This window comes from Rhodococcus sp. GA1, from assembly GCF_024321955.1.
GTDB lineage: Bacteria > Actinomycetota > Actinomycetes > Mycobacteriales > Mycobacteriaceae > Rhodococcus > Rhodococcus pyridinivorans.
Window position 1 is genome coordinate 293,839 of sequence record NZ_CP097186.1, and the last position, 26,012, is coordinate 319,850.

24 protein-coding genes are annotated in these 26,012 nt (G+C 68.3%); 9 read left to right on the forward strand and 15 right to left on the reverse strand.

What is annotated here, in order from left to right:
* Positions 1–26: 26 nt before the first annotated feature.
* From M3330_RS01430 to M3330_RS01450, 5 genes are all read right to left on the reverse strand, one after another.
* Entirely contained in the window at positions 27–881 is an 855-nt protein-coding gene (locus tag M3330_RS01430; protein ID WP_255026766.1) for a shikimate dehydrogenase, read from the reverse strand.
* On the reverse strand, positions 871–2,727 hold the full coding sequence (gene mltG, locus M3330_RS01435) for an endolytic transglycosylase MltG (protein WP_255026767.1): 1,857 nt from the start codon (positions 2,725–2,727) through the stop codon (positions 871–873). The genes M3330_RS01430 and mltG overlap by 11 nt, the downstream gene beginning before the upstream one ends.
* Positions 2,724–3,242, reverse strand: coding sequence for a Holliday junction resolvase RuvX (gene ruvX / locus M3330_RS01440; RefSeq protein WP_006551427.1), 519 nt, complete (start codon positions 3,240–3,242; stop codon positions 2,724–2,726). The genes mltG and ruvX overlap by 4 nt, the downstream gene beginning before the upstream one ends.
* Before the next feature lie 2 nt (positions 3,243–3,244).
* Positions 3,245–5,911, reverse strand: coding sequence for an alanine--tRNA ligase (gene alaS / locus M3330_RS01445; RefSeq protein ID WP_219130305.1), 2,667 nt, complete (start codon positions 5,909–5,911; stop codon positions 3,245–3,247).
* Positions 5,912–6,048: 137 nt separating this feature from the next.
* The gene (locus tag M3330_RS01450) at positions 6,049–7,461 is read right to left on the reverse strand and encodes a replication-associated recombination protein A (protein ID WP_255026768.1); all 1,413 of its coding nucleotides are present in this window, start codon (positions 7,459–7,461) and stop codon (positions 6,049–6,051) included.
* A 95-nt stretch (positions 7,462–7,556) separates the two neighbouring features.
* Between M3330_RS01450 and M3330_RS01455 the strand changes: the two genes are divergently transcribed.
* Complete coding sequence (locus M3330_RS01455) at positions 7,557–9,194, forward strand: alkaline phosphatase (RefSeq protein ID WP_255026769.1); 1,638 nt, start codon at positions 7,557–7,559, stop codon at positions 9,192–9,194.
* A gap of 31 nt (positions 9,195–9,225) precedes the next feature.
* Here M3330_RS01455 and M3330_RS01460 read toward each other — a convergent pair whose 3' ends face one another.
* The 3 genes from M3330_RS01460 to aspS all read right to left on the reverse strand — a co-directional run bounded on the left by M3330_RS01460 (position 9,226) and on the right by aspS (position 12,832).
* Positions 9,226–10,389: a kinase gene (locus M3330_RS01460; RefSeq protein WP_033096583.1), complete on the reverse strand. Its 1,164-nt coding sequence runs from the start codon at positions 10,387–10,389 to the stop codon at positions 9,226–9,228.
* A gap of 204 nt (positions 10,390–10,593) precedes the next feature.
* Positions 10,594–10,863, reverse strand: a complete 270-nt coding sequence (locus M3330_RS01465; RefSeq protein ID WP_006551422.1) for a DUF4235 domain-containing protein — start codon at positions 10,861–10,863, stop codon at positions 10,594–10,596.
* Positions 10,864–11,044: 181 nt separating this feature from the next.
* On the reverse strand, positions 11,045–12,832 hold the full coding sequence (gene aspS, locus M3330_RS01470) for an aspartate--tRNA ligase (protein WP_255026770.1): 1,788 nt from the start codon (positions 12,830–12,832) through the stop codon (positions 11,045–11,047).
* A gap of 139 nt (positions 12,833–12,971) precedes the next feature.
* Between aspS and M3330_RS01475 the strand changes: the two genes are divergently transcribed.
* On the forward strand, positions 12,972–13,889 hold the full coding sequence (locus M3330_RS01475) for a neutral zinc metallopeptidase (protein WP_024100766.1): 918 nt from the start codon (positions 12,972–12,974) through the stop codon (positions 13,887–13,889).
* Between the two features lie 43 nt (positions 13,890–13,932).
* Here the strand turns inward: M3330_RS01475 and M3330_RS01480 are convergent, their stop codons facing one another.
* Positions 13,933–14,232, reverse strand: coding sequence for a protease inhibitor I42 family protein (locus M3330_RS01480; RefSeq protein WP_006551419.1), 300 nt, complete (start codon positions 14,230–14,232; stop codon positions 13,933–13,935).
* Positions 14,233–14,386: 154 nt separating this feature from the next.
* Here M3330_RS01480 and M3330_RS01485 point away from each other — a divergent pair, with 154 nt between their 5' ends.
* A complete protein-coding gene (locus M3330_RS01485) occupies positions 14,387–14,848 on the forward strand; it encodes a hypothetical protein (protein ID WP_247848924.1) in 462 nt (153 codons plus the stop codon).
* A 33-nt stretch (positions 14,849–14,881) separates the two neighbouring features.
* Complete coding sequence (locus M3330_RS01490; RefSeq protein WP_006551417.1) at positions 14,882–15,508, forward strand: hypothetical protein; 627 nt, start codon at positions 14,882–14,884, stop codon at positions 15,506–15,508.
* Between the two features lie 19 nt (positions 15,509–15,527).
* Here the strand turns inward: M3330_RS01490 and M3330_RS01495 are convergent, their stop codons facing one another.
* On the reverse strand, positions 15,528–16,319 hold the full coding sequence (locus tag M3330_RS01495) for an SDR family oxidoreductase (protein ID WP_039587093.1): 792 nt from the start codon (positions 16,317–16,319) through the stop codon (positions 15,528–15,530).
* Positions 16,320–16,481: 162 nt separating this feature from the next.
* On the opposite strand from M3330_RS01495, the gene M3330_RS01500 reads away from it, so the two are divergent.
* Positions 16,482–18,215 carry an ATP-dependent DNA helicase RecQ gene (locus M3330_RS01500; protein ID WP_006551415.1) on the forward strand — a complete coding sequence of 578 codons (1,734 nt, stop codon included), beginning with the start codon at positions 16,482–16,484 and terminating at the stop codon, positions 18,213–18,215.
* A 48-nt stretch (positions 18,216–18,263) separates the two neighbouring features.
* On the opposite strand, the gene M3330_RS01505 is transcribed toward M3330_RS01500, so the two are convergent.
* Both M3330_RS01505 and M3330_RS01510 read right to left on the reverse strand, forming a co-directional pair.
* A complete protein-coding gene (locus M3330_RS01505; protein ID WP_060653197.1) occupies positions 18,264–18,698 on the reverse strand; it encodes a DUF4383 domain-containing protein in 435 nt (144 codons plus the stop codon).
* A 268-nt stretch (positions 18,699–18,966) separates the two neighbouring features.
* Positions 18,967–19,089, reverse strand: coding sequence for a hypothetical protein (locus M3330_RS01510; protein ID WP_016933989.1), 123 nt, complete (start codon positions 19,087–19,089; stop codon positions 18,967–18,969).
* Positions 19,090–19,512: 423 nt separating this feature from the next.
* On the opposite strand from M3330_RS01510, the gene M3330_RS01515 reads away from it, so the two are divergent.
* A complete protein-coding gene (locus M3330_RS01515; protein ID WP_006551412.1) occupies positions 19,513–20,880 on the forward strand; it encodes a hemolysin family protein in 1,368 nt (455 codons plus the stop codon).
* On the forward strand, positions 20,873–21,886 hold the full coding sequence (locus M3330_RS01520; RefSeq protein WP_170318499.1) for a hemolysin family protein: 1,014 nt from the start codon (positions 20,873–20,875) through the stop codon (positions 21,884–21,886). The genes M3330_RS01515 and M3330_RS01520 overlap by 8 nt, the downstream gene beginning before the upstream one ends.
* 28 nt (positions 21,887–21,914) lie before the next feature.
* Here M3330_RS01520 and M3330_RS01525 read toward each other — a convergent pair whose 3' ends face one another.
* Both M3330_RS01525 and M3330_RS01530 read right to left on the reverse strand, forming a co-directional pair.
* Positions 21,915–22,694 (reverse strand): pirin-like bicupin family protein, encoded by a 780-nt coding sequence (locus M3330_RS01525; RefSeq protein WP_006551410.1) that lies wholly within the window; start codon positions 22,692–22,694, stop codon positions 21,915–21,917.
* The gene (locus M3330_RS01530; protein WP_039587085.1) at positions 22,691–23,716 is read right to left on the reverse strand and encodes a pirin family protein; all 1,026 of its coding nucleotides are present in this window, start codon (positions 23,714–23,716) and stop codon (positions 22,691–22,693) included. The genes M3330_RS01525 and M3330_RS01530 overlap by 4 nt, the downstream gene beginning before the upstream one ends.
* A 93-nt stretch (positions 23,717–23,809) precedes the next feature.
* Here M3330_RS01530 and M3330_RS01535 point away from each other — a divergent pair, with 93 nt between their 5' ends.
* Both M3330_RS01535 and M3330_RS01540 read left to right on the forward strand, forming a co-directional pair.
* Positions 23,810–24,274, forward strand: coding sequence for a MarR family winged helix-turn-helix transcriptional regulator (locus tag M3330_RS01535; RefSeq protein WP_006551408.1), 465 nt, complete (start codon positions 23,810–23,812; stop codon positions 24,272–24,274).
* A 108-nt stretch (positions 24,275–24,382) separates the two neighbouring features.
* Positions 24,383–24,826 carry a thioesterase family protein gene (locus M3330_RS01540; RefSeq protein ID WP_006551407.1) on the forward strand — a complete coding sequence of 148 codons (444 nt, stop codon included), beginning with the start codon at positions 24,383–24,385 and terminating at the stop codon, positions 24,824–24,826.
* A gap of 20 nt (positions 24,827–24,846) precedes the next feature.
* Here M3330_RS01540 and M3330_RS01545 read toward each other — a convergent pair whose 3' ends face one another.
* Positions 24,847–25,875, reverse strand: coding sequence for an Rv2578c family radical SAM protein (locus tag M3330_RS01545; RefSeq protein WP_255026777.1), 1,029 nt, complete (start codon positions 25,873–25,875; stop codon positions 24,847–24,849).
* Positions 25,876–26,012 lie beyond the last annotated feature (137 nt).

Genomic DNA, 26,012 nt, shown 5'->3' on the forward strand with positions numbered 1-26,012 from the left:
GGGCCGCGCCCCGTCGTACCGGGTTCTCAGGCCGGGTGCGGAGAGTTCAGGTCGAGCCCGACGGCGCGCGCCATCTCCGCGCGCGGCGCGGGCAGCCCCGTGAACTGCTCGACCTGCCCGAAGGCCTGGTTCAGGAGCATGTGCAGACCGCTGACGACGCGGACACCGCGTGCCTCGGCCGCTGTCGCCAGCGGCGTGGGCCAAGGGTCGTAGATTGCATCGAGGATGCACGGCGCCTGCGCGAGAGCTTCTGTGTACGGCGCTACCGCGGGTGCGGGCACGGTGCTCACGAGCGCACCGGCCTCGGCGCAGACCCGGGCCAGTTCGGGTGCGTCGAACGACAACCACCGAGCCTCGATGTCGTCGCCGAGACAATCGAACGTCGCGCGGGCCTTCTGCCCGGACCGCGCGACCACGGTCACCGAGCGCACACCGAGGTCGGTGAGACCGACGAGCGCCGGCCGCGCGGTACCACCCGAGCCCACGACGACCGCCGACGCGCCGGACAGATCACCGACGCCGGCCGAGCGCAGTGCTCCGGACACGCCGTCGACGTCGGTGCAGTCGGCACGCCACCCGTTCTCGATGCGCACGAGGGTGTTCGCCGAGCCGATCCTCACGGCCCGCTCGGTGCGTTCGGTGGCGAACTCGAGAGCCGCGAACTTACCGGGCATCGTGACGGACAGACCCACCCATTCCTCACCGAGCGAGGACACGAGGCCCGGCAGCTGCTCACCGGTGCATTCGATGCGTTCGTAGGTCCACTCGGTCAGCCCGAGTGCCCGGTACGCCGCGAGATGCAACAAGGGCGACTTCGAGTGCGCGATGGGTTTCCCGAGGACCGCGGCCCTCCGGACACCTCCGTTCGGATCAGCGGCCACTGTCGAGGATCCCGCTCGCGAGTGCCAGTTCGGTGTTCTGCAGGTGCTCCTCGTAGGAATTCGCGAAGAGCGTGGTGCCCTTGTCGTCGATCGTCACGAAGTAGATCCATTCCCCCGGTTCCGGGTTCTCCATCGCCTGCAGCGCACCGATGCTCGGTGACGAGATGGGCGTCGCCGGCAGACCGACCATGGCGTAGGTGTTCCAGGGGGTCACCCGCGCGCGGTCGGCGTCGGTGGTCGCGAGTTCGGTCTCGTCGAGTTCGTAGTTGACGGTCGAATCGAACTGGAGCATCTGGTCGATGTCGAGGCGGTTGAGGATCACGCGCGCGACCTTCGCGAAATCCTGTGGCAGAGCCTCGCGTTCGACGAGCGATGCGGAGATGAGCATCTCGTACGGGGTCAGCCCCACCCGTGCGGCCGCGTCGGTGATCCCCGTCGCGTCGTAGCTGGCAGCACTTTCCGACACGAGGCGAGCCAGGATCTCGACGGGTTCGGCCGTCGGATCGAAATCCCAGCTGCCCGCGGCGATGAGGCCTTCGAGCTGCCGCCTGCGGTCGGGCACGTTCGCGACCGCGTCGCGTGCCCATTCCGGAACGCCGAGTGCCTGCAGGTCCGGGGTGGCCCCGGCCGCGTCGAGTTCCTCGTAGGTGACGCAGTTCTCGGCGGCCGGATCGCCGTGGCAGCTCGCCTCGGCGATGAGCGTGTAGATGCCCTTGCGGACGGCACCGGTGTTGACGTCGCGGATGTCGTGGAGCTGACGTCCCTCGGAGATCACGAGCGCACCGACCCGGCTGGCCGGGTCGACGAGGGCCGCGACGGCGTCGACAGCCGGGATGTTGGTGGCCACCTGGTAGAAGCCTGGTTGCAGCGAATTCATCCCCGAGTTCTGCACGGCCGCTTCGTAGAAGGCGGCGGAACTCGCGACGACACCCTTGTCGACGAACTCGCTGCCGATCTCCCCGGCGGTCTCGCCCGGGTTGACCTGGACGACGACGGCGGGCCCGGGAGGTCCGGTGAAGTCCGGCGGAAGGTTCGTGCCGAGGAACCGGTCGTAGGCGAGATAACCGCCGCCCACGACGACGAGCAGGAGCACCGCGGCGGCGAGCGCGCCCACGACACGTCCGCGCTTCCTGCGCCCGCTCGCCTTCGGATCACGGCGTGCGGCGCGTTCCGAACCACCGACCGCGACGGGGACCGCACGCTGCTCGGCGGTGACCTCCTCCGCTGCGACCGCGTCGTCGGCGGGATCGTCGTCCCGGTAGATATCCCGGCTCGCGTCGCGTGCGGCGTAGGAGTATCCGCCCGGGTACTCTTCGTCGAGATGTCCCCCGTCGGGGTGATCGGCCGGAGCGTGTCCGCGATCGGCGCCGATGGACCCCTCGTACTCGTACCCGGATCCTGCGTAGCCCCCGTCGCCGTAGCCCTGCTCGGCATAGCCCTGCTCGCCGTAACCCTGTTCGGCGTGACCGGGCGGCGGGCCATCGAATACACCCGGCTCGAAGTTCAGGACCGTGGTCTCGTGATCGTCGGGATCGGGTCGACGGGCCTCCGGGTGCCCACTCGGGACGCCCTCGTATCCACCACCGCCGTACGGATCACAGCCGTGGGAGTCGTTGCCGTACGGGTCGTGCCCGTATGCATCGTGACCTCGAGGGTCGGATGCGTACGGATCGTCGTACCGGTAACGCGGGTCTGATCGATACGGATCCTCGGATCCGGATCGATACGGATTCTCGGATCCGGTGCGATCCACTGGAGGTTCCGTGTACCCACCGGCGTAGGGATCCGCGAACAGATCCTGCCGTGCGTTCTCCGAATGGTCGTCGTGTCGTCCGTGCCGGCTCACCGGCTGTCCCCCGCGTCACGCCCCGACTCGTTCACTACCGAACTCCGCTCGTCCAACCAACCCTGCAAGATGGCCACGGCGGCGGCCTGGTCGATGACCGGCCGCGCACCTCGCGCACTCACCCCGCTCTCGCGGAGGGCGCGCGCCGCAGTGACCGTCGTGAAACGTTCGTCGGCCAGGCGCACGGGAACGTCGGGTAAGGCACGGCGAAGTCGACGCGCGAAGTCGCTCGCCAGTTTCGCAGCCTTGCCGGGCTCACCGCGCAGTGTCTGCGGCAGCCCGACGATAACCTCAACAGCCTCGTATTCCCTAACGATCTCGACGATGCGCCGGATATCGGGTGCGTCGGGTCCGCGTTCCTTGGACCGCGGCACCGTCTCGACCGGGGTGGCGAGGATCCCGTCGGGGTCGCTGGAGGCGACCCCGATCCGGACGCTCCCGACGTCGACTGCGATGCGGCGACCACGGCCGGGATCGTCCACTCCGGGACGATCGGGGCGCAGCGGTTCGGCCACGCTCAGCCGGCCAGCTCGCTCAGACGGGCACGGAAAGCATCGAGTGCGGCCGGGATACCGGCCGGATCCGCCCCTGCGCCCTGAGCCATGTCGGGCTTGCCGCCCCCGCGACCACCGATCGCGGGACCGAAGCTCGCGACGAGGTCGCCTGCCTTGATGCCCTTCTCCTGCGCAGCCTTGGTGGTGGCCACGACGAAGGGCACCTTGCCGCCGGCGTTGCCGAGCAGCAGCACCACGGCGGGCTCGGTGCCGAGCCGGCCACGGACGTCGGATGCGAGTGTGCGCAGGTCGTTGCCGGCGACATCCTCCGGGGCGGCCTCGGCCACGACGAGCACGTCACCGACGCGCTGCGCCTTGCTCGCGTACGTTCCGGCTGCGGCGGCGACGTTCGCGGCGCGGGTCTTCTCGAGTTCCTTCTCGGCGGTCTTGAGCCGATCGAGCAGGGCCTCGACACGTCCGGGCACCTCCTCGGAGGGAACCCTCAGGGTCGAGGACAGGCCCGCGAGCAGCGCGCGTTCCTTCGCCAGGTGGCGGTACGAGTCGAGACCGACGTACGCCTCGACGCGGCGGATGCCGGAACCGACGGACTGCTCACCGAGGAGCGTGACGGTGCCGACGTGCGAGGAGTGCTGCACATGCGTGCCGCCGCACAGCTCCATCGAGAACGGGCCGCCGATCTCGACGACGCGGACCTCGTCGCCGTAGTTCTCGCCGAACAGGGCCATCGCGCCCATCTTCTTTGCCTTGTCGAGGTCGGTGACGAAGGTGTTGACGGGATAGTTCGCCGCGACGGCCTCGTTGGTGACGGCCTCGATGTCCTGCTTCTGCTGCTCGGACAGGGCGCCGGGCCACGAGAAGTCGAAGCGCAGGTAGCCGGGCTTGTTGAGCGAACCGGCCTGCACGGCGTTGGGGCCGAGCACCTCGCGCAGCGCGGCGTGGACCAGGTGGGTGCCGGAGTGGCCCTGGGTGGCGCCCTTGCGCCACTCGGGATCGACCTGCACGAGGACGGCGTCGCCTTCGACGACCTGGCCCTCGAGCACCGTGACCTTGTGGGTCCACAGTTGCTTGGCGATCTTCTGGACGTCGTCGACCTTGATCTTCAGGCCCGGGCCGGTGATGCTGCCGATGTCGGCGATCTGGCCGCCGGACTCCGCGTAGAGGGGGCTGCGATCGAGGATCAGCTCGACCTGCTGGCCCGCGCCCGCCGCGTGCAGGCGCTCGCCACCGGTGATGACGGCGAGCACGTGCGCCTCGGTCACCAGCTCGCTGAAACCGGTGAACTCGGTGGGACCGCGGTCGAGGAGTTCCTTGTAGACGGTCAGGTCGGCGTGGGCGTGCTTGCGGGCCCGGGCGTCGTCCTTGGCGCGCTGGCGCTGCTCGGCCATGAGCGATCGGAAGCCCTCCTCGTCGACGGTCAGGCCCGCCTCGGCCGCCATCTCGAGGGTGAGGTCGATCGGGAACCCGTAGGTGTCGTGGAGGGTGAACGCCTCCGTGCCACCGAGCACATTCCTACCCTGCGACTTCACGGTCTCTACAGCGCCTTCGAACAGCTTGCTGCCGGTACCGAGGGTCTTGAGGAACGCCGTCTCCTCGCCCACCGCGACGGTCTCGATGCGCGAGAAGTCGGTGTCGAGTTCGGGATAGGACGGGGCCATGGTGTCGCGCACGACCGCCATGAACTCGCGCATGGTGGGCTTGTCGGCGCCGAGCAGACGCGCCGAGCGCACGATGCGGCGGAGCAGGCGGCGCAGCACGTAGCCGCGGCCGTCGTTGCCCGGGTTGACGCCGTCGACGATGAGCATCGCCGCGGTGCGGGCGTGGTCGGCGATGACGCGGAAGCGCACGTCGTCGTCGTGCTTCGCGCCGTAGACGGCGCCGGTGAGTTCGGCGGCCTTGTCGATCACGGGGCGCAGCAGGTCGGTCTCGTAGACGTTCTCGACGCCCTGGAGCAGGAAGGCGACGCGTTCGACACCCATGCCGGTGTCGATGTTCTTCTTCGGCAGCGGGCCGAGGATCGGGTAGTCGTCCTTGGCACCACCCTCACCGCGCTCGTTCTCCATGAACACGAGATTCCAGATCTCGATGTAGCGGTCCTCGTCGGCCTCGGGGCCGCCTTCGACGCCGTAGGCGGGTCCGCGGTCGTAGAAGATCTCGGAGCACGGACCGCACGGCCCGGGGATGCCCATCGACCAGTAGTTGTCCTTCATGCCGCGACGCTGGATGCGTTCCTCGGGAACGCCGACCTTGTCGCGCCAGATCGAGAACGCTTCGTCGTCGTCGAGATAGACCGTCGCCCACAGCTTCTCGGGGTCGATTCCGTAGCCGCCGTCCTCGACGGATCCGGTGAGCAGCGACCACGCGAAGGTGATGGCCTCTTCCTTGAAGTAGTCGCCGAACGAGAAGTTGCCGGCCATCTGGAAGAAGGTGTTGTGGCGGGTGGTCTTGCCGACCTCCTCGATGTCGAGGGTGCGCACACACTTCTGCACCGACGTGGCGCGGGTGTAGGGCGGGGTCTGCTGCCCGAGGAAGTAGGGCACGAACGGGACCATGCCGGCGTTGACGAACAGCAGGTTGGGATCGGCGAGGATCAGCGACGCGCTGGGCACCTCGGTGTGTCCCGCCTTCACGAAGTGATCGAGAAAGCGCCTGCGGATCTCGTGGGTCTGCACGTCGATGGTCCTTTGTGGTCTGGCGATGGTGTGAACTTCCCGGGACGGGCGGTCGACCCTGTCGATCGGCCGTTCTTCAGCTTATCGCGCCGCCGAAAGCGGCCGCGGTACGGCGCCGTGAGTACTCGGCGGAGGCGTCACCGCTCACCGCGCACGATGCGGCGCAGCTTGGGCAGGCGGGCCGACAGCTCCCGTTCCACACCGCGACCGGTCGGCTCGTAATAGTCGACGCCGACCAGCTCGTCCGGGGCGTACTGCTGCGCGAGCACGCCGTCCGGGTGCGCGTGCGGGAACTTGTAGCCGATCGCGTTGCCGAGCTTCTGCGCGCCCTGATAATGACCGTCGCGCAGATGGGCGGGCACCGGACCGGCCCTGCCCGCCTTCACGTCGGCGATCGCGGCGCCGAGCGCGGCGGTCACCGAGCCCGACTTGGGTGCGGTGGCGATGTGGATGGTGGCCTGGGCGAGCGCGAGCTGGGCTTCGGGCATTCCGACCTGCTGCACGACCTGCGCTGCGGCGACCGCCGTCTGCAGAGCGGTGGGGTCGGCCATGCCCACCTCCTCGCTGGCCTGGATCATCAGGCGACGGGCGATGAAGCGCGGGTCCTCCCCCGCGACGATCATCCGGGCCAGATAGTGCAGGGCCGCGTCGACGTCGGAGCCGCGCAGCGACTTGATGAAGGCGCTCGCGACGTCGAAGTGCTGGTCGCCGTCACGGTCGTAGCGCACGGCGGCCTCGTCGATGCTCGACTCCACGGTCGCGAGGTCGATGACGGCCGCGTCGCCACCGGAGACGGCGAGCGCGGTGTCGGCGGAGGCCTCGAGCGCCGTCAGAGCACGGCGGGCGTCGCCCCCGGCGAGCCGGACGAGGTGGTCGAGGGCGTCGTCGTCGATCTCGACCGCACCGGCGAGTCCACGGGCGTCGGTGCGCGCACGTTCGAGCAGTGCCCGGATGTCGTCGGGCCCGAGCGGCTGCAGTTGCAGCACCAGCGAGCGCGACAGCAGCGGGGCGACCACGGAGAACGACGGGTTCTCGGTCGTCGCGGCGACGAGCAGCACGATGCGGTTCTCGACCGCGGCGAGCAGCGCGTCCTGCTGGGTCTTCGAGAAGCGGTGGACCTCGTCGATGAACAGCACGGTCTGTTCGCCGTGGGTGAGGCGCCGGAGTGCCAGGTCGATGACGGCGCGCACGTCCTTGACGCCCGCCGACAGGGCGGACAGCGCTTCGAACCGGCGTCCGGTGGCTCCGGAGATCAGCGAGGCCAGGGTCGTCTTCCCGGTACCGGGCGGACCGTAGAGCACGACGGAGGCCGCACCCGATCCCTCGACGAGCCGCCGCAGCGGTGCTCCCGGTTCGAGCAGGTGTTGTTGCCCGACCACCTCGTCGAGACTCGCCGGTCGCATGCGCGCAGCGAGGGGCGCGTTCGCGCCGCCGGCCGCGACGGGTTGCCGGCGGACCTGCGGTTCGTCCTCGGGTTCCGGTTCGCGTGGCGCCTCGAACAGGGCGTCCGGTTCGGCAGACGGGTCGTTCGCCCCGAAAAGATCACTCACGCATCCGACGCTACAAGCTCGCGCCGACGCCCGGTCGACGGCGGTGTTCGTCGTTCGCGTGGACGGATGACCGACCGTGTGGTCGGATCTTGGTCGTGGCCACGACACCGTCCGCCGAACATGTGTCCCGTCGCGCCGTGCTCCGGTCGTCGATCCTCGCCGCAGGTGCGGCGGCCTTCGCCTCGACCACTCAGCACGCGCAGGCATCCCCCGCCGTCTTCGCGCACGGCGTCGCGTCGGGAGATCCGTTGCCCGACGCGGTGATCCTGTGGACGCGGGTGACACCCTCGCCGGAGGCGACACCCGGCTCGGGTGCGGGACCGGACGTCCCGGTCACCTGGGAGCTCGCCCGCAGCAGCAGCTTCGACACGCTGGTCGCGAGTGGGACGGTGACGGCGAGTTCCGTCTCCGACCACACGGTCAAGGTCGACGCCCGCGGGCTCGTACCGGGCACGACCTACTTCTATCGCTTCCGCGCCGGCGGTGCCGTCTCCCCGACCGGCAGGACGTCCACCGCGCCTTCGCACGACGCTGCGGTCGCACGCCTGCGCTTCGGGGTCGTGTCGTGCGCCGACTGGGAGGGCGGTTTCTTCTCCTCCTACCGCCACCTCGCCGCACGCGACGATCTCGACGCCGTGGTGCACCTCGGCGACTATCTGTACGAGTACGCGGCCGGGAAGTTCCCCGTCGCCGGTGGCCGCGGAGTTCGGACGCACGAGCCCGCCCACGAGATCGTGAGTCTCGCCGACTACCGCATCCGGCACGCGCAGTACAAGACCGATCCGAACCTGCAGTCGCTGCACGCGAAGGTGCCGTGGATCGTGATCTGGGACGACCACGAGTCGGCGAACGACGCCTGGGCGGGCGGGGCGGAGAATCACGATCCCCTCGTCGAGGGCGACTGGGCCCCCCGCAAGGCCGCGTCGGTGCAGGCCTACGACGAATGGATGCCGGTTCGCCCGAACGGCGGACGGCTCTACCGGCGCCTGCGGTACGGACGGCTCGCCGAACTGTCGATGCTGGATCTGCGGAGCTACCGTTCCCAGCAGGTCCTCGCAGTCGGACGGCAGGTCGACGATCCGGGGCGCACGATGACCGGCCGGGACCAGATGGAATGGCTCACCGCCGGGCTGGCGACCTCCCCCACACGATGGCAGTTGATCGGCAATTCGGTGATGTTCTCGCCGATCGTGTTACCACCGCTCGATCCGCGGACCACCGGAGCACTGACCGAACTCGTCGGAGTGCCGGCCGGCGGACTGCCCTTCAACACCGATCAGTGGGACGGCTACACCGCCGACCGTCGACGGTTGATGGACACCATCACGGCGGCGGGACTGCGCAACGTCGTCTTCCTCACGGGCGACATCCACACCTCCTGGGCGATGGACGTCCCGATGGACGCTGCCCACTATCCGGGTGCGGGCACCGTCGCCACGGAGTTCGTGGTTCCGTCGGTGACGTCGGCGAACATCGACGAGTTGCTCGGTGTGCCTCCGCGGAGCCTGTCGCCCGCGCTGGAGGCGACGGCGACCGCGGCCAACCGGCACGTGCGGTTCGTCGAACTCGATTCGCACGGTTACGGGGTGCTCGACGTGACTCCCGAGGCGACGCAGATGGAGTGGTTCTTCATCGGCGACCGCACGGATCCGAACACGGACGCGCGCCGCGCCGCGGGATACCGGGTGGCCGACGGCGCGACGAGGATCGAACCCGCCGCTCCGCTGGTGTAGACGCCGGTCGGCACCTGGCGGATCGGTCGCTCTAGCCGGCGGCGCGGTCCTCGAGGTGGGCGAGCACGTCGCGGGCATGCGCGGCGACGTCGTCGTGGCCTGTCGCGGTGGCGAACTCGGCGAGCAGCGACCAACGGGCGCGGAGCGCGGGGATGCGCGGCACAGACAGTCCGTGTTCGCGTACCGAGGCGATCCGGGCATGGTCCTCGGGCAGGAACAGGTGCGTGCTCAGCCAGATGCACGCGAGCAGTGCGTCGAGCAGCCGCTCCTCGAGCACCTCGTCGTAGGCCAGCTGCGGCCACATGGCGACGACCTCGGCGCGCCACGCGTCGGCCATCGCACGGATGCGATCGACGGACAGCGGCACCGAGCACAGGCACAGCGGGAAGGAACTGAGGGCGTACGCGATGTCCAGGGTCGCGTCGCGGAAGCCGCCCCATTCGTAGTCGAGGAACTGCACACCCTCGTCGCCGACCACGATGTTGTCGGGGCACAGGTCGGACGGGCTGAAGGCCCGGAAACGCCCGCCGGTGAACAGCTTGGACGCCCGCTCGGCACGCTCGCGTACCGACTCGGGCACCGACAGGCCGAAGTCGGCCTCGAGGAGCTCGGGCACACCCCGCACGGCATCGAGGGCCTGCTGGGACACGGCGTCGGCGACCCGCGCGACGTCGGCGCGACGCAGCAGCGCCGCGAAGTCCTCCTCGCGGCCGACGGTCGCCGCATGCATGCGTCCGAGTGCCTGAGCCAGGGCCATCAGGGTGTTCCCGGCGGCCTCGGAACTGTTGCGGAGCACCTCCGACAGGGTGGTCGCGTCGCCGAGGTCGCTGAGGACCAGCAGGCGGGCGTCGAAGTCGTAGGCGAGCAGTTCGGCACCCGGACGGTGATCCTTCGCGAGGGCCGTCGTGAACTGGTAGGAGACCGCCTCGCGGAGGAAGGCGATCTGCTCGTCCGTCTCGGAACCGCGGAAGTCGACGTGGCCGGTGCCACGCGAGGGCGGTACCTGCTTGAGGACAAGAGTGCGCGGGAGCGAGAACGGATTGGCGGCCACTCGTACCCGTACGACCATCGAGCGGCCACTGCCCCCGAGATCCACCGGATCGGTCAGGGTCACCGTGGCGCCGGTACGGCGGGTGAGCAGCGCTTCGGCGGCGTGAACCACCTCGGACACGGGGTCTGCCAATGTTGCGGTCATCACTGCCCAATCTACAGGTTCTCGGTCACGACGAGGTCCTCCACAATGCTCGGATCGAGCAGGACCTTCTTCACCCGTGCCCGGCCCACCAGGTCGCTTTTGTCTGCTTTGCGAGGGGAAATCGCTGTTCATCCGGGTGTGTCCCCGTCCGCGCCCCGGCCGCTCCGCTCCTCGGACGCCGATCACGATCGGGACACGTCACGATCATTCCGGTGAAACGTGTGTCACCTTCTGAAAACCACGGGCGGTGCCACGATCCACCGCAGCCTTCACGACACCGAAGATCAGACCCTGGAGGGCGGCCGCGATCAGCACGTCCCGGGTGCGCTGCGACAGATCCTGCGGTTCGGGCCGTTCGTCACTGCCGCCGACCTTCTTCCACACTTGGTTGAAGACGGCTCCGGCGAGGATGCCGCCTCCCACACTGGCTGCGAGAGCGAGCGGCTTGTAGAAGATCACGCGTGCGTCGGCCATGGATACCTCCTCGATCCGTCGCCCCCGTTGGCGCCGGACCGACGGAGTACCCGGGCAGGATCCTCACAAACCTCATCGGGCCCACGAACCTCACTCGGGAGCACCACCGGACGGCACACACGACGGCGCGGTGCCCCCGTCCGGAGACGGGCGACACCGCGCCATCGACAGCTACGGGTGATCAGGCCTTGTCAGCGCCCTCGGTCTCGGGTTCGGGCACGAAGTCGATGCCTGTCTCCTTGCGCTGCTCCGGCGTGATCGGGCCGGGTGCATCGGTCAGCGGATCGACACCGCCACCGGACTTGGGGAACGCGATGACCTCGCGGATCGAGTCCATCCCGGCGAGCAGCGCGGTGATGCGGTCCCAGCCGAAGGCGATGCCGCCGTGCGGGGGCGCGCCGTACTTGAACGCCTCGAGCAGGAAGCCGAACTTCTCGTTCGCTTCCTCCTCCGAGATGCCCATCACCTTGAACACCCGCTCCTGGATGTCGGGGCGGTGGATACGGATCGAGCCGCCACCGATCTCGTTGCCGTTGCAGACGATGTCGTAGGCGTACGCCAACGCCGAACCCGGATCGGTATCGAAGGTGTCGATGTACTCGGGCTTGGGCGAGGTGAACGCGTGGTGCACCGCGGTCCACGCCGAATGACCGAGGGCCACATCACCGCTCGCGGTCGCGTCGGCCGCCGGCTCGAACAGCGGGGCGTCGACCACCCACACGAACGCCCATGCGTTCGGATCGATCAGATCGAGCTTGCGGGCGATCTCGTCGCGGGCGGCGCCGAGCAGTGCACGCATCTGCTTGGTGGGACCGGCGGCGAAGAAGATGCAGTCGCCGGGGTTCGCGCCCACGTGCGCGGCGAGACCCTCGCGTTCGGCGTCGGTGAGGTTCTTGGCGACCGGACCGCTCAACGTGCCGTCCTCACCGACGAGCACGTAGGCGAGACCCTTGGCACCGCGCTGCTTGGCCCACTCCTGCCATGCGTCGAGCTGACGACGCGGCTGGCTCGCGCCACCGGGCATGACGACGGCACCGACGTACTCGGCCTGGAAGACGCGGAAGGTGGTGTCCTTGAAGAACTCCTTGCACTCCACGAGTTCGATGCCGAAACGCAGATCCGGCTTGTCGGTGCCGAAACGGCGCATGGCCTCGGCGTAGGTCATCCGCGGGATCGGGGTCTCGAGTTCGTAGCCCACCAGGCGCCACAACGCGTGCAGCACCTCCTCGGCGAGGAGGATCACGTCGTCCTGATTGACGAACGCCATCTCGATGTCGAGCTGGGTGAACTCGGGCTGACGGTCGGCGCGGAAGTCCTCGTCGCGGTAGCAGCGGGCGATCTGGTAGTAGCGCTCGATGCCACCGACCATGAGCAGCTGCTTGAACAGCTGCGGGGACTGCGGCAGAGCGTAGAAGTTACCGGGCTGCAGGCGGGCCGGGACCAGGAAGTCGCGCGCACCCTCCGGCGTGGAGCGGGTGAGGGTCGGGGTCTCGACCTCCACGAACTCGTGGTGGGCGAGCACCGCGCGGGCAGCAGCGTTGACCTTGCTGCGCAGACGGATGGTCTTGCCCGGCTTCTCGCGACGCAGATCCAGGTAGCGGTACTTCAGGCGCGCTTCCTCGCCGACCTGATCGTCGAGCTGGAACGGCAGCGGGGCGGCCTCGTTGAGAACCACGAGCTCGGAGGCGTCGACCTCGATCGCACCGGTCGGGATCTCGAAGTTCTGGTTGCCCTCGGGGCGGACCCCCACCTTGCCGGTGATCCGGACGCAGTACTCCGCGCGGAGCCGGTGCGCCTGCTCGAGGACGCCGGCGCTGCGGAAGACCACCTGCGAGACACCCGAGGCGTCGCGCAGGTCGATGAAGATGACCCCGCCGTGATCGCGTCGCCGGGCAACCCAACCGGTGAGGGTGACTGTCTGCTCGGCGTGCTCGGCTCGCAACGAGCCGGCGAGATGGGTGCGCAGCACGGAATTCCTTTCGAAACGATCAGCGACGGGTTCGTCGGCTGTAATCCTACGAAAGACACGATCGGCCCGAGCGCACCCGTACCGAATAGTTCGTGCCAAGCTTGTCCGAATCCGACGAACACAGGAGAAAGCGGCGGCGATGACGTTCAGAGAAGGTGCACGCATGGATGCGGGCCGTGTCCGTACCGGCGGCGGTGGGCGTGGCGGAAAGCTCGCTCTCGGTGGCGGGGCCGGCGGCCTGATCGTCATCATCCTGGCGCTGCTGTTCGGCGGCGATCCGTCCTCGCTGCTCGGCTCGGGAATGCCCGACACCTCCGGCGATCCGCAAGCCGAGAGCGCACTCGAACAGTGCGAGGTCGGTGGCAGCGCCGCGAACGAGAACGTCGACTGCCGGGTGCTCTACACCGTCGGGTCGCTCGACTCGGTGTGGGAGCAGCAGTTCGCGACACAGACCGGCGTGGCCTATGTGCAGCCGGAGGTCGAGATCTTCACCTCGGCCACGTCCACCGGTTGCGGCAACGCCACCAGCGACATCGGGCCCTTCTACTGCCCGGCGGACCGGACCGCCTACTTCGACACCAGCTTCTTCGACGAACTCGAGACACGGTTCGGCGCCAGTGGAGGTCCGCTCGCGCAGGAATACGTCGTCGCCCACGAGTTCGGGCACCACCTGCAGAACCAGCTCGGCGATCTCGGTCGCGCACAGGCCGACCCGCGCGGCCCCGAATCCGGCGCTGTCCGTACGGAACTGCAGGCCGACTGCTACGCCGGGGTGTGGGCCTACCATGCCGACAAGCTGCCCGAGCCGACCACCGGAGAGCCCTTCCTCGTGCCGCTCACCGACACCGACATCCGCGACGCGCTGTCGGCCGCGTCGGCCGTCGGCGACGACCGGATCCAGCGGGCCGCCACCGGCCGGGTGAACCCGGAAGGATGGACTCACGGGTCGTCCGAGCAGCGTCAGGCCTGGTTCCTGGCCGGATACCGCACCGGCCGGGTCGACGCGTGTGACACCTACTCGGCACGCGATCTCGACAACCCGCCGGCACTGCGCTGAGTTCCGCGGTGTTGTGAACCGCAGAGCGAGCGCCGAGACGCCGTCACGCGACGGTGACGGTCATGTTCGCGCGGTCGGCGACCAGGTCGGCATGCTTCCGCATGCGCAGCGAGATGGGCCAGGTACCGGCGCGGCGCGCCTTGAAACAGAAGACCCGCTCGCCGGTCCCTCCCGGCAACGGGTTCTTCGACGGCAGGAATCGGATGTCGCGAAGGACGAGTCCCTCTCCGACCCTCGACGTCGACCAGCAGTAGTCCCGGGAGGTGTTCTCAGGGAGATGCAGTTCGATCGTGTCCCCGACACCGACCGTGACATCCTTCGGACCAGTGGCGATGTGCTTCATGACCTCAGGATAGCCCGCGAATGTGATTTCCCTCACTCTCGTGACCATGGCGCTAGCACACCCGTCGCGACCGCGATGTGTGATGGGACACAAAACGGGGCATTCGTTCTGCATGCACGAAGAACGAGCCGGAATCACACGCAGCGACGCGGTGATGGGAGGACGCCTTCTCGCTCTCGCACACGAGAACGGCTACAGCGAACTGACCGAAGAGGTCGCGGCGCTGGTGTCGAGCCCCGGTTCGGACCCGCCGTCACAGATCACTCCCCCGCTCTACGGGAACGTGCTGAGGTGGACAGTCTCGACGATCGCCGACGTCGTCGTCGACAAGATCGGCCCGCAGGTGCGTGGCGACGAGAGCTTCGAACTGACCATCCGGACCGAGAGCGGCCGTCACGTCCGGCCGGAGGAACTCCCGCAGCCGGAGAGCACCGTGATGAAAGCGGTCGTCGACGCGCTCGCCGGCGACTCGGTCGCGGCCCGCAGCGAACTCGACGAAGTGGTCTTCGCCATGGACTGGGCGTCGCAGATGGAAGCGCTGGTCGAGGCGGTGCTCTGGCTCGACCGGCTTCTCGACACCCCGGTACCGGACGGGAACGACACGCCGCCCTGGTGACCCCCATACGCGGATGGGCGTGAACGGCGCGCGATGCCCGCCTTCACTCCCCTGACCCCCGAGATACTCACGGCCTCCGTCGCCGATCGCGCCGAGGCGCTCACCGGAAGCGTGTGCATCGCCGTGAGCGCACCGGACGCGGCAGACCCGGTGGAATTCGCACAGCGTGTCGCGACGGAACTGAGAACGCGGGGCCGCGCAGCGGACGTCGTCGATCTCCACGATTTCGTCCGGCCCGCATCGCTCCGGCTCGAGCACGGACGGACCGATCCGTACAGCTACCGCCACGACTGGTTCGACTACGCCGCGGTCGACCGAGAGGTGCTGCGCGCGGTACACGAACATCGACGATGGCTTCCGCGGCTGTGGGACGAACGCACCGACCGTTCGGCGCGCGAGCGCCCGCGTCGAGCGGCGGAGGACCAGATCCTCGTCGTCGCCGGCCCTATGCTTCTCGGCCGTGGTCTCGACTTCGATGTCACCGTCGTCCTGACGATGTCCCGGGGCGCGCTCGAAAGGCGCACGCGCCCCGAGGATCACTGGACGATCGACGCGGTGCTCGAACATGACGCGGTGCTCGAACATGCAGGAGCGGACGCGGACGTCCTGGTGCGCTACGACCACCCCACCCGCCCGGCAGTGCGGACGCGATCCGACTGAGCGGTCCTGCCGTCGCGGATCATCGCCCCGATCGAGGCTTGGCCAGGACCCGGTGAACCGCCGAGGTCACCGCGTCGGGCGCCACCGTGCCGAAGACCGCCATGGATTTCGCGAGCACGGAGCCGGGCACCACAGTCGCCTCGCCGCGCATCAGAGCGGCATAACCGTCGCGCGCGACGTGCGCGGGATCGTCCTTGGGCGCCTTCCCGAGGATCGTGTCGAGCATCCCGGCACGTGTGAAGAAGTGGGTGTCGGTGGCACCGGGGAGCATCGCGGTGAGCGTGACCCCGCTGCCGTCGAGTTCCTTGCGGACGCCGTCGGTGAAGGACTGCACGAAGGCCTTGGACGCGTTGTACACGGCCTGGTAGGGGCCGGGCATCTTCGACACCACCGACGAGGTGACGAGCATCCGGCCCGAGCCCGCCCGCAGCATGTCGTTCAGCAGCAGGTGCGCCAGATGCACCGTCGAGCGCACGTTGACGTCGACGATCGAGAGGACGTCCCCGAGCTCTGCGTCGACGAACGCCCCGCCGATCCCGACACCGGCGTTGAGCGCAGCCGCCGCCGGGACGCGACCTCCGGCCGTCGCAGCCTCGTGGACCGCCCGGACCCCTTTTGGAGTCCTCAGATCCGCGTGGACCGACACCACCTCCGCGCCGGACGTCCGCAGGTCTGCGGCGACCTCGTCCAGAGTGTCCGATCTCGCCGCGAGCACGAGGTCGTATCCGTCGGCCGCGAACAGGGCCGCCAACTCCCGGCCTATGCCTCGCGATGCTCCGGTCACCAGAGCGAGAGGTCGAGCGTCGTTCATATCTCCTCCTCGGCACGTCTGGCTCGCGGGTACCCACACCCCGCCGGGTCGACACGGCGCCGGGATCTCGCAACCGTTTGGGGCGGGCACGTCCTCGGGTATGCGGAGGGCACCCTGCGCGCGCAGTCCCTTCCGAGTTCTGGAGTCCACTTGCAGCACAAGATGTATCGGTCGTCGTCCGACATTGCATCGGAGGATGCACGCGAGGAACTCTGCGCCGCCGCGCAGAAGGTGTTCGGCTGGGACACGCTGCGTCCCGAACAACTGGACGCGATGGTTCCGCTGCTGGGCGGACGCGACGTCCTCGCCGTGATGGCCACCGGCTCCGGGAAGTCCGCGATCTATCAGGTGCCCTCGCTGCTGCTACCGGGGGTGACGGTCGTCGTCTCGCCCTTGATCGCGCTCCAGAACGATCAGATCGCCGGTCTGGACCACTCGGAGGCACCCGAGGCGGTCGCGATCAATTCGCGCCAGCGCGAGTCGGAGAACGAGGCGAACTGGCGGGCCGTGCTCGAACACGATGCCGACTACGTCTTCCTCGCCCCCGAGCAGCTCGCCAAGGACGAGGTCCTGGAGCGTCTGAGAAGCGTGGAGGTCTCGCTCCTCGTCGTCGACGAAGCGCACTGTGTCGCCATGTGGGGCCATGACTTCAGGCCGGAATATCTACGCCTGGGAGACGTGGCCGAGGCCCTGGGCCGGCCACCCGTCGTCGCGCTCACCGCCACCGCCTCACCCCCGGTCCGCGAGGACATCGTCGAGGCGTTGCGCATGCGGGATCCGTTCGTCGTCGCCGGTGGTTTCGACCGCCCGAATCTCGACATCGAGGTGCGCAGGCACACTGACGACGGCGAGAAGCGGCGCGCCGTCGTCGAGGCCGTGGCGTCCCTGCCCGGTCCCGGCATTCTGTACGCCGCGACCCGCAGGGACACCGAGCGATACGCAGAGGCCCTGCGTGAACGCGGGATCGACGCGTGCCCGTATCACGCCGGGATGCGCGCGGCCGAGCGCGAGGACGTTCACCTCGGATTCCTCGACGGTCGCTGCGATGTCGTGGTGGCGACCTCCGCCTTCGGTATGGGCATCGACAAGCCGGACGTGCGTTTCGTCGTGCACGCCTCGACACCGGACTCGGTCGATTCCTACTACCAGCAGATCGGGCGCGCCGGACGCGACGGGGAGCCGGCCACCGTCCTGATGTTCTACCGTCCCGAGGATTTGTCGCTCGCGACCTTCTTCACCACCCACAATCCCGACGAGGAGCTGATCGGCCAGGTGTTCTCGGCGGTCCGCTCCGCGTCGCCGATGAGGCTCGGACGGCTGCGTACCGAGCTCGACGTGCGGGGGCGGAGACTGGCCAACGCGGTGAACCTGCTCGAACGGTGCGGAGCGCTCGTCTCCGGCCGGCGTGGACTCTCCGCCGCCGACATCCCCCGACGGAAGGCGGTCGAGCACGCACGCGAGACGGCCGCGTCGGGCGAACGACTGGACCGATCGCGGGTCGAGATGATGCGGGGCTACGCCGAGACTCGCGGTTGCCGCCGCCGGTTCCTGCTCGGGTACTTCGGCGAGACGCTGTCCGACCCCTGCGGCCGGTGCGACACCTGCCGGGACGGCGCGTCCGACGAGGTTGCGACGGTATCCGTGCTTCGGGGCGCCGATACTGCCCCGGCGTACTGCGAGACGTCCGTGTTCGCCCCGAACACGCATGTCGTGCATGCCGAGTGGGGACCGGGAGTGGTGATGACCTGCGAGCACGATCGCGTCACCGTCCTGTTCGACAGCGAGGGTTATCGGACACTGTCGCTCGATGCAGTCGCCGAGTCGGGGGTGCTGAAAGTCGACGACCCCGCACCGGCAGAGCCCGTACCTGCCCATGCCGAAGAACCCGTGGCGTGAGGGGCCACGGGTTCTCCGGATCCCGTCATCACGACGGGTGGGTACGGATCAGGGGCGAACCGTGCCCGGGGTGGTCCGCGTGCGTGTCAGGAGCACACCGAGCGCGATCATGCCTACACCCAGGACGAAGTGCAGCCAGTCGTCCGCGGAGTTCACCGGCACGAAGTTGGCGCCGCTGTCCTTGTCGATGATCAGGCCGTAGATCCAGAGCACCAGGTAGATCGCACCGCCGATGATCAGGAAACTGCGGGCGGTTGCCACGGCCCGGGCCGCAGCGAGCCCCAGGACACCGAACAACAGGTGCACGATGTTGTGCAGGATGGAGACCTGGAAGATCCCCAGGAGCATGGCTTCGGAATGATGGCCTGCGCCCGAGAGTTGATCGTAGTCCGACGTGACCCCCGGGATGAAGCCGAGGATGCCCACCAGGAGGAAGACAGCGCCCACCACGAGCGCCGCAGTCTGCACCGGTGTTGCCGTCATCGAGCCACGGCCGGGGCTTGGGGTTCGAGATGTCATGTTCCGCGTCCTCTCACCGAACGTCCGTTCGGGTCGAGTGGTCCGAATTACATTCCCCGGTTAGCCGTGACCGAACGAACCCAAACGTCGGTTTCCGTGTTCGAGGATGGAGGTCGAGAACGGCGGCCGAGGGCGGGTACGGCACTCCACCCTCTGGCCGGACGGACACGACCGTGTCCGGACACGACGAAGGCCCGCGGGATCAACCCGCGGGCCTTCGAGTCTGCGAGGCTCAGGCCTGGCTGCTGCCGAACGCATCGCCGGCCGCATCAGCAGAACCGGTGAAGAAGTTCAGCACGTCGAACAGGTCGGACAGGTTACCGAAGAGGTCGACAAGGAACTCGAGTGCAGGCACGGGCTTCTCCCATCAATGGAACGACATCGAAGTTGTGACGACTCGCGTCGACACGCGATCCAATTGTTACCTGCATTCGACAGCTGCGCAGCGCGAAGAATTGTAATCCGGAACACAAATCGGCCCTAGCAGGGGAAATATGGAAAGTTCGGTGAAAATCGGCCCGATATGTCGTATTATTCGGGGAGTTTCCAGGCCGGACAATACGGCCTATTCGGGGAAGATTCCCATATTACAAGATCGCCTTGTGACCATATCTCCACCCCGCGGGGGGAACTTCCGCCGGTGCCCGTTCGTCCTATCCTGTGAGTACACCTGCCCGCCCGACCCCGAGGGAGTCATGAAACGCCCCAAGCGAAAACCTCGAAGACCCGTCCCGCCCAGATATGACGCTCTGCTCGTCACCCGAGCCCGGTCCCCGAAGTGCTGACCGCCCTCGGAATCGCGGCCGGCATTCTTGTCGTTCTCGCCATCACCGCACTGACCGGCTACTTCGTCGCGCAGGAATTCGCGTACATGGCCGTCGACCGCTCCCGCCTGAAGGCCCGCGCCGAAGGCGGTGACTCGGCTGCGGCCCGCGCACTGGCGGTCACCCGCCGCACCTCCTTCATGCTTTCGGGCGCTCAGCTCGGCATCACCGTCACCGGCCTGCTCGTCGGCTACGTCGCGGAACCGCTGATCGGTAGCGGTCTCGGCGAACTGCTCGGCGGGGTGGGTATCCCCACCGCGGTGGGTGTCGCCGTCGGCACCGTGCTGGCCGTGCTCTTCTCGACGGTGGTCCAGATGGTCTTCGGTGAACTGGTACCGAAGAACCTCGCCATTGCCCGTCCCGAACCGGTCGCACGCCGCCTCGCCCTGTCGACGAGCGCCTATCTCGCCGTCTTCGGATGGCTGATCAAACTCTTCGACGCGTCGTCGAATCTCCTGCTGCGCGCATTGCGCATCGAGCCGGTACACGACGTCGAGCACTCCGCGACACCACGCGACCTCGAACACATCGTGGCCGCGTCGCGCGAGACCGGCGAACTTCCGCCGGAATTGTCCACCCTCCTCGACCGGATCCTCGAGTTCCCGACCCGGACCGCCGAACACGCGATGATCCCGCGGTCGCGGGTCGACGTCGTCGAACTGGACGAGCCGGTCGCCACCATCCTCGACAAGATGAGCGAGGGGCACACCCGATACCCCGTGGTGGGCACCTCGTCCGACGATCTGCGCGGTGTCGTGCACCTGCACGACCTCCTCGGCCTCGACACCCCGACGGGCACGGCCGCGGGGGTCTGCCGCCCCCCCGTGATCGTGCCGGCCACGCTGGCACTGCCGGAGGTTCTCACCGAACTGGCCCGGGCCGAGGACGAGATGGCACTGGTGATCGACGAGTACGGCGGGTTCGCCGGCGTCGTCACCCTCGAGGACATCGCGGAGGAACTGGTCGGCGAGATCGCCGACGAGCACGATTCTGCGATGGCCGCCGAGGTCATCCGCCCCGAGGGCGACGGCTGGATCGTCCGCGGCGACGCACACATCGACGAGGTGGCCCGCACCCTCGACCACGAACTGCCCGAGGGCGACTACGAGACGCTCGCCGGCTTGGTCATCACCGAGTTCGGTGGCCTCCCCGAGGTGGGTGACACCGTCCGGATCACACTGGATCCGGATCCCGCCGAACTGCTGAACGGGGACGGCCCGATCCACAGGACCCTGGTGGCCGAGGTACGCGACATCGACAAGCACGTGCCGTCGTCCGTGCGCGTGACCGTTCTGACGGACGAGGTGACCGGCAATGAGTAATCCTGTGGTCGTCGCGGTGGTGACGATCGGCCTGATCGCCGCCAGCGCGTTCTTCGTCGCGGTCGAGTTCGCGCTCATCGCGGCGCGACGACACCGACTCGAGGACGCAGCGACGTCGAGCCGCTCGGCGCGGGCCGCCCTGCGCAGCGCGTCCGAACTGTCGGTGCTCCTCGCGGGATCCCAGCTCGGTATCACGGTGTGCACGCTCGCACTCGGTGCGACGACGAAACCCGCAGTGCACCACTGGCTCACGCCGTTGTTCGAGAACTGGGGCGCGCCGCTGTGGCTCGCGGACGTGGCCGGCTTCGTCCTTGCGCTGATCATCGTGACGTTCCTGCACCTCGTCGTCGGCGAGATGGCACCGAAGTCGTGGGCGATCGCCCACCCGGAGAAGTCCGCCACGATGCTGGCGCTGCCGATGCGCGCGTTCATGTGGGTGACCCGGCCGTTGATCGTCCGGTTGAATCATATGGCGAACTGGTGTCTGCGAAAGGTCGGTGTGGACCCGGTGGATCAGGTCGCCGAAGGTCAGGATCCCGATGCGCTGCGGCACCTGGTCGAGCACTCGGCCACCGTCGGCACGCTCGACGAGCGCTATCACGGGCACCTGAGCAGCGCGCTGGAGCTCGAGACGCTCACGCTCGGCGAGATCGTCACGCCGCAGGCCGAGCCGAGCAGCGTGAAGCCGACCTCGACGGCCGTCGAGATCCGTGAGACGGCCCATCGCACCGGGCACCTCCGGTTGCTCGTGCGCGACAACGGCCACGTGGACGGTGTCGTGCACGTGCGCGACAGTCTCCAGGCCGCACCCGGAACCACGGCGACCGAACTGATGCGCCCCGCGCTGACGATCGACGCCGCGACGCCGGTCTACGAGGCGCTGACGACGATGCGGGAGACCAGGAACCATCTGGTCACCGTCACCGAGAACGGACGGATCGTCGGATTGATCACCCTCTCGGACGTCCTGGCCCGGCTGCTGCCGATGAGCGGCGCCACGAGCTGACGTCGTTTCCTGCCCCGGCCGGGACCGTTCAGGAGTGTCCGAGTGCGGCGTGCATCTCCCAGACGATGATCTCGGCGCCGGTGGCTGTGGTGAGCTGTCGGCCGCCACCTCCGGCGATCCGCGCTGCGTCTCCTTGAGCGAGAGGTCCGGCTCCCTCGAGTGCGGCTTCGCCCCGGGCGACGAAGAGGTGCACGAAGGGTGCGTCCGGCAGCGTCACGGGGCGATCCGGACGCATCCGCGCGACGTGCATGGCGGCATATCTGTTGCGGATGCGGATGGCGGAATGGTCGGCGTAGGCGTCCATTCCGGATGCGACCGGCACGAGTCCGCCGGAGAGCAGTTCGTCGTCGATCTCGAGTTGTTCGTAGCCCGGCTCGATCCCGGCTTCGTCCGGCAGCACCCACATCTGCACGAACCGCACCGGTTCGTCGTGCTCGGCGGCATACGACGCAGTGGCACCGGGATGACGCCACGAGTCGTTCTTCTCGGAGTGGAGGATCCCCGAGCCCGCGCTCATGCGCTGCGCGAGACCCGGGTAGATCACCCCGGAATGCCCCGTCGAGTCCTGATGCACGAGCGATCCGCGGAGCACCCAGGTGACGATCTCCATGTCGCGGTGCGGGTGAGTGTCGAAACCGCTTCCCGGACGGACGATGTCGTCGTTGTTGACCATCAGCATCCCGAAATGCGTGTTGTCGGGATCGTAGTGGTGGCCGAACGAGAAGGAGTGCCTCGAATCGAGCCAGTCGATCTTCGTGTGGAGGCGGTCGTCCGCGCGGCGGACGTCGAGAATCGGTGCGGTGCTCATGCGGGGTCCTGTGTCGGGCAGTTCGGATCTGCGGTGGGCGGATTGCGGCGGGGGCGGATACGCGCCTGGGGCAGGGGCGGCGCCGGGAGACGCTCGACCCTCCCGGTGTAGCCGGAGACGCGGCCGAACCGATCGCACCCGCGTTCCCAGGCGTCCCGGTAGGCGACGATCTCGTCGTGGTCGCGGCCGACGAAGTTCCACCACATCACGATCTCCTCGCCGAGGGGTGTTCCGCCGAGGAGGACGATACGTGCGGGTTCGTCGGTGGTGTTGGTCAGTTCGAGGGCCGGCACGCCGGTTCCGGTGTAGCCCAGGGCGGCTCGCGTGAGCACGGTGCCGAACAGCGCGACCGTACCGGTGTCGACGAGCACCCCGTGCTCGAACGACGGGTCGACGTCGAGGGTGATGCTCGCCGCGGGGTCCAGGACGATCTCTGCGCCGAGCAACGGGGTGTACGTCGTCACGGGCGACTCCTCGCCGGCGAGCGAACCGAGGAAGACCTTGACCTCTGCACCGGGCACCCGAACGACCGGCGGCACGTGGTGCTGGAAGTCGCGGGGCGCATCGCGATGTGCGTCGGGCAGGGCCACCCACAACTGCACGCCGTGCAGTGTCGTGGCCGCGGAGGTGGAGACCTCGGAGTGACAGATTCCGTGGCCTCCGGTCATGAGGTTCAACTCCCCCGGCCGGACCATCGCGTGCACGCCGTGACTGTCGCGGTGTTCGATCTCGCCGGTGAACAGCCACGACACCGTCTGCAGACCGGTGTGGGGGTGCGGTGCGACGTCCATGCCGCCGGTGCGGGAGACGTCGTCGGGGCCGTAATGGTCGACGAAGCACCACGCGCCGATCAGCGAACGCTGCCGTTGCGGAAGCGTACGGCGCACGGGCATGGCCCGGGGGCCACCGAGCGGGACCTCACGCGAGGTGATGATCTCCACGCGGGGGCGGAGCGGGTCGCGGATGGGGAGGTCCTCCGTCCGGCAGCGGATCTCCTCGGGACGGGTGTCGGTGTTGCTCATGCCGCTCGACTCCTCTCGGTGGTCCGTCGGTCGACCCTATCCATTGTGTCACATTTGATTGCGCAGTCAACTAACACGGGTACACTGGGGATCATGGGAGACGCGAAGTGGCTCAGCGACGACGAACAGCGCCTGTGGCGCGCCTATCTGGATGCGACGCGCCTGCTGTTCCAGAATCTCGACAAGCAACTACTGCGGGACTCCGACATCTCCTTCACCGACTTCGAGATCCTGGTCCTGCTGTCCGAGGCACCCGACCGCCGGATGCGCATGCGCGACCTCGCGGACGCGAGCACCACGACCCGCAGCGGCATCACCCGCGCCGTCTCCCGCATGGAGAACGCGGGGTGGGTGCGGCGCGTGGAGTGCGAATCCGACCGACGCGGCGCGTGGGCCGAACTCACGGACGTCGGCTACGCGAGACTCGCCGAGGCGGGTCCCGGCCACGTCGGGGCGGTCCGCGAGAACATGTTCGACCTGCTCTCCCCCGCCGACATCGCCCCCATGACCGAGGTCTTCGCCCGCATGCGCGATCGCATGATCGACGGCAGACGGTAGGCCTCCGCCCCGAAGCGAACTCCGCCCGCACCTCCGGAGCGGGACGTCGATCGGATCACGGATATGTTGACCGGGTCACAGCCACGACCTCCGAAGGCGGTACCTCCCATGCGGCACGACCCGCGACGCACCTCGCTCGACCTGTATCCGTTGCAGCGCACGATCACGCCCCTGTTCGGCGACACCGACGCGCTCGGACACATCAACAACGTCTCGATCGCCCGCTACTTCGAGCAGGCCCGCGTCCTCGTCATGGAAGCCGTGTCGTCGACCTTGGGCGATACCTACCCCTTCGAGCGTGCGGTACTCGCGAAGATCGAGATCAACTTCCTGGCCGAGGTGTTCTATCCGCACGACATCGTCATCGCCACCGGTGTCCACCGCATCGGGACATCGTCGGTGGTGATCGGCTCGGCCCTGTTCCAGCACGGCCGGTGCGTCGCGCTCGCCGACTCGGTGGACGTCGGCACCGCCGCCGAAGGCGGCTCGCAACCGATCTCCGAAGCATCGCGCGTGGCGTTCGAGAAGGTCCGGCTCGCATACGACGACTGACGCGCCGCCCACGAACCGCCTCAGAACAGGGTGAGCGCCGCCTCGGGTTCGGGGACGCGTTCGTTGGCGCGCAGCGCACCCCTCTCCTCACGCCGAGCGGACGCCCGGACCCCGAGGCGGTGACGTTCGAGCAGGGGCGCGACCCGCTCGTCCAACCACTGCGAGTACTCCGGAGCAACGTACGCGCCCCGTCCGTAGAGGCGGCGATATCGTCTCATGAGGGCAGGATGCTCCTGCGCGAGCCACGACAGGAACCACCCGCGGGTCGAGCCGCGCAGGTGCAGCGGTATTACGGTGACCCCCGACGCGCCGGCGGCGGCGAGGGAGCCGAACAGCGTGTCGAGGTGCTGTCGCGAGTCGGTGAGGAAGGGCAGCACCGGAGCGACCATGACGTGGCACGACAATCCGGCGTCGACGACCGCCTTCACGAGATCGAGACGGGCCTTCGGTGACGGCGTGCCCGGTTCGATGTGCGCGGCCAGTTCGGGATCGCCGATCGGGAGCGACACCGCGACCGACACATCGACCTGACCGGCCGCCAGCGACAGGAGCGGAAGATCGCGGCGCAGCAGCGTGCCCTTCGTGAGAATGGAGAAGGGGGTGCCGGATTCGGCGAACGCCCGGATGACTCCGGGCATCAGCCGGTAGCGCCCCTCTGCCCGTTGGTAGGGATCGGTGTTGGTACCGAGCGCCACGTGTTCCCGGGTCCAGGATCGTCGCGCGAGTTCGCGGCGCAGGACGGCGGCGACGTTGGTCTTGACGACCAGTTGCGAGTCGAAGTCGTGCCCGCCGTCGAGATCGAGGTACTCGTGCGTGGGCCGGGCGAAGCAGTACCGGCAGGCATGGGTGCAGCCCCGGAACGTGTTGACGGTGTACCGGAACGGCAACCGGGAGGCCTCCGGCGTCCTGTTCAGCGCGCTCTTGCACAGCACCTCATGGAAGGTGACTCCCTCGAACTCCGGCGTGCGGACACTACGGACGAGACCCGCCCGTTCGAGGCCCGGCAGAGCTCCGTCGTCCGCATCCACAGTCTGACCCGCCCACCTCATACCCCCAGTCGAACATGTGTGCTATTCGCTGTCAACAGATCGTTCGGCATCGTGGTCGATCGGACGGAGCGCACTCGCGGTGCAACGAATACATCGGCATCCCCATCCGTTCATCCACAGGCGGCCGAGGGTCCGGT

Bases quoted from the DNA above. Each gene is read 5' to 3' on its own strand.
- M3330_RS01540 (WP_006551407.1), top strand. From the start codon at position 24,383: ATGCGGCACGACCCGCGACGCACCTCGCTCGACCTGTATCCGTTGCAG.
- M3330_RS01505 (WP_060653197.1), bottom strand. From the start codon at position 18,698: ATGACGGCAACACCGGTGCAGACTGCGGCGCTCGTGGTGGGCGCTGTC.
- M3330_RS01460 (WP_033096583.1), bottom strand. From the start codon at position 10,389: ATGACCGCAACATTGGCAGACCCCGTGTCCGAGGTGGTTCACGCCGCC.
- M3330_RS01475 (WP_024100766.1), top strand. From the start codon at position 12,972: ATGACGTTCAGAGAAGGTGCACGCATGGATGCGGGCCGTGTCCGTACC.
- M3330_RS01490 (WP_006551417.1), top strand. From the start codon at position 14,882: ATGCCCGCCTTCACTCCCCTGACCCCCGAGATACTCACGGCCTCCGTC.
- M3330_RS01480 (WP_006551419.1), bottom strand. From the start codon at position 14,232: ATGAAGCACATCGCCACTGGTCCGAAGGATGTCACGGTCGGTGTCGGG.
- M3330_RS01520 (WP_170318499.1), top strand. From the start codon at position 20,873: ATGAGTAATCCTGTGGTCGTCGCGGTGGTGACGATCGGCCTGATCGCC.
- M3330_RS01535 (WP_006551408.1), top strand. From the start codon at position 23,810: ATGGGAGACGCGAAGTGGCTCAGCGACGACGAACAGCGCCTGTGGCGC.
- M3330_RS01530 (WP_039587085.1), bottom strand. From the start codon at position 23,716: ATGAGCAACACCGACACCCGTCCCGAGGAGATCCGCTGCCGGACGGAG.
- M3330_RS01485 (WP_247848924.1), top strand. From the start codon at position 14,387: ATGGGAGGACGCCTTCTCGCTCTCGCACACGAGAACGGCTACAGCGAA.
- M3330_RS01465 (WP_006551422.1), bottom strand. From the start codon at position 10,863: ATGGCCGACGCACGCGTGATCTTCTACAAGCCGCTCGCTCTCGCAGCC.
- M3330_RS01525 (WP_006551410.1), bottom strand. From the start codon at position 22,694: ATGAGCACCGCACCGATTCTCGACGTCCGCCGCGCGGACGACCGCCTC.
- M3330_RS01500 (WP_006551415.1), top strand. From the start codon at position 16,482: ATGTATCGGTCGTCGTCCGACATTGCATCGGAGGATGCACGCGAGGAA.
- M3330_RS01495 (WP_039587093.1), bottom strand. From the start codon at position 16,319: ATGAACGACGCTCGACCTCTCGCTCTGGTGACCGGAGCATCGCGAGGC.
- M3330_RS01545 (WP_255026777.1), bottom strand. From the start codon at position 25,875: ATGAGGTGGGCGGGTCAGACTGTGGATGCGGACGACGGAGCTCTGCCG.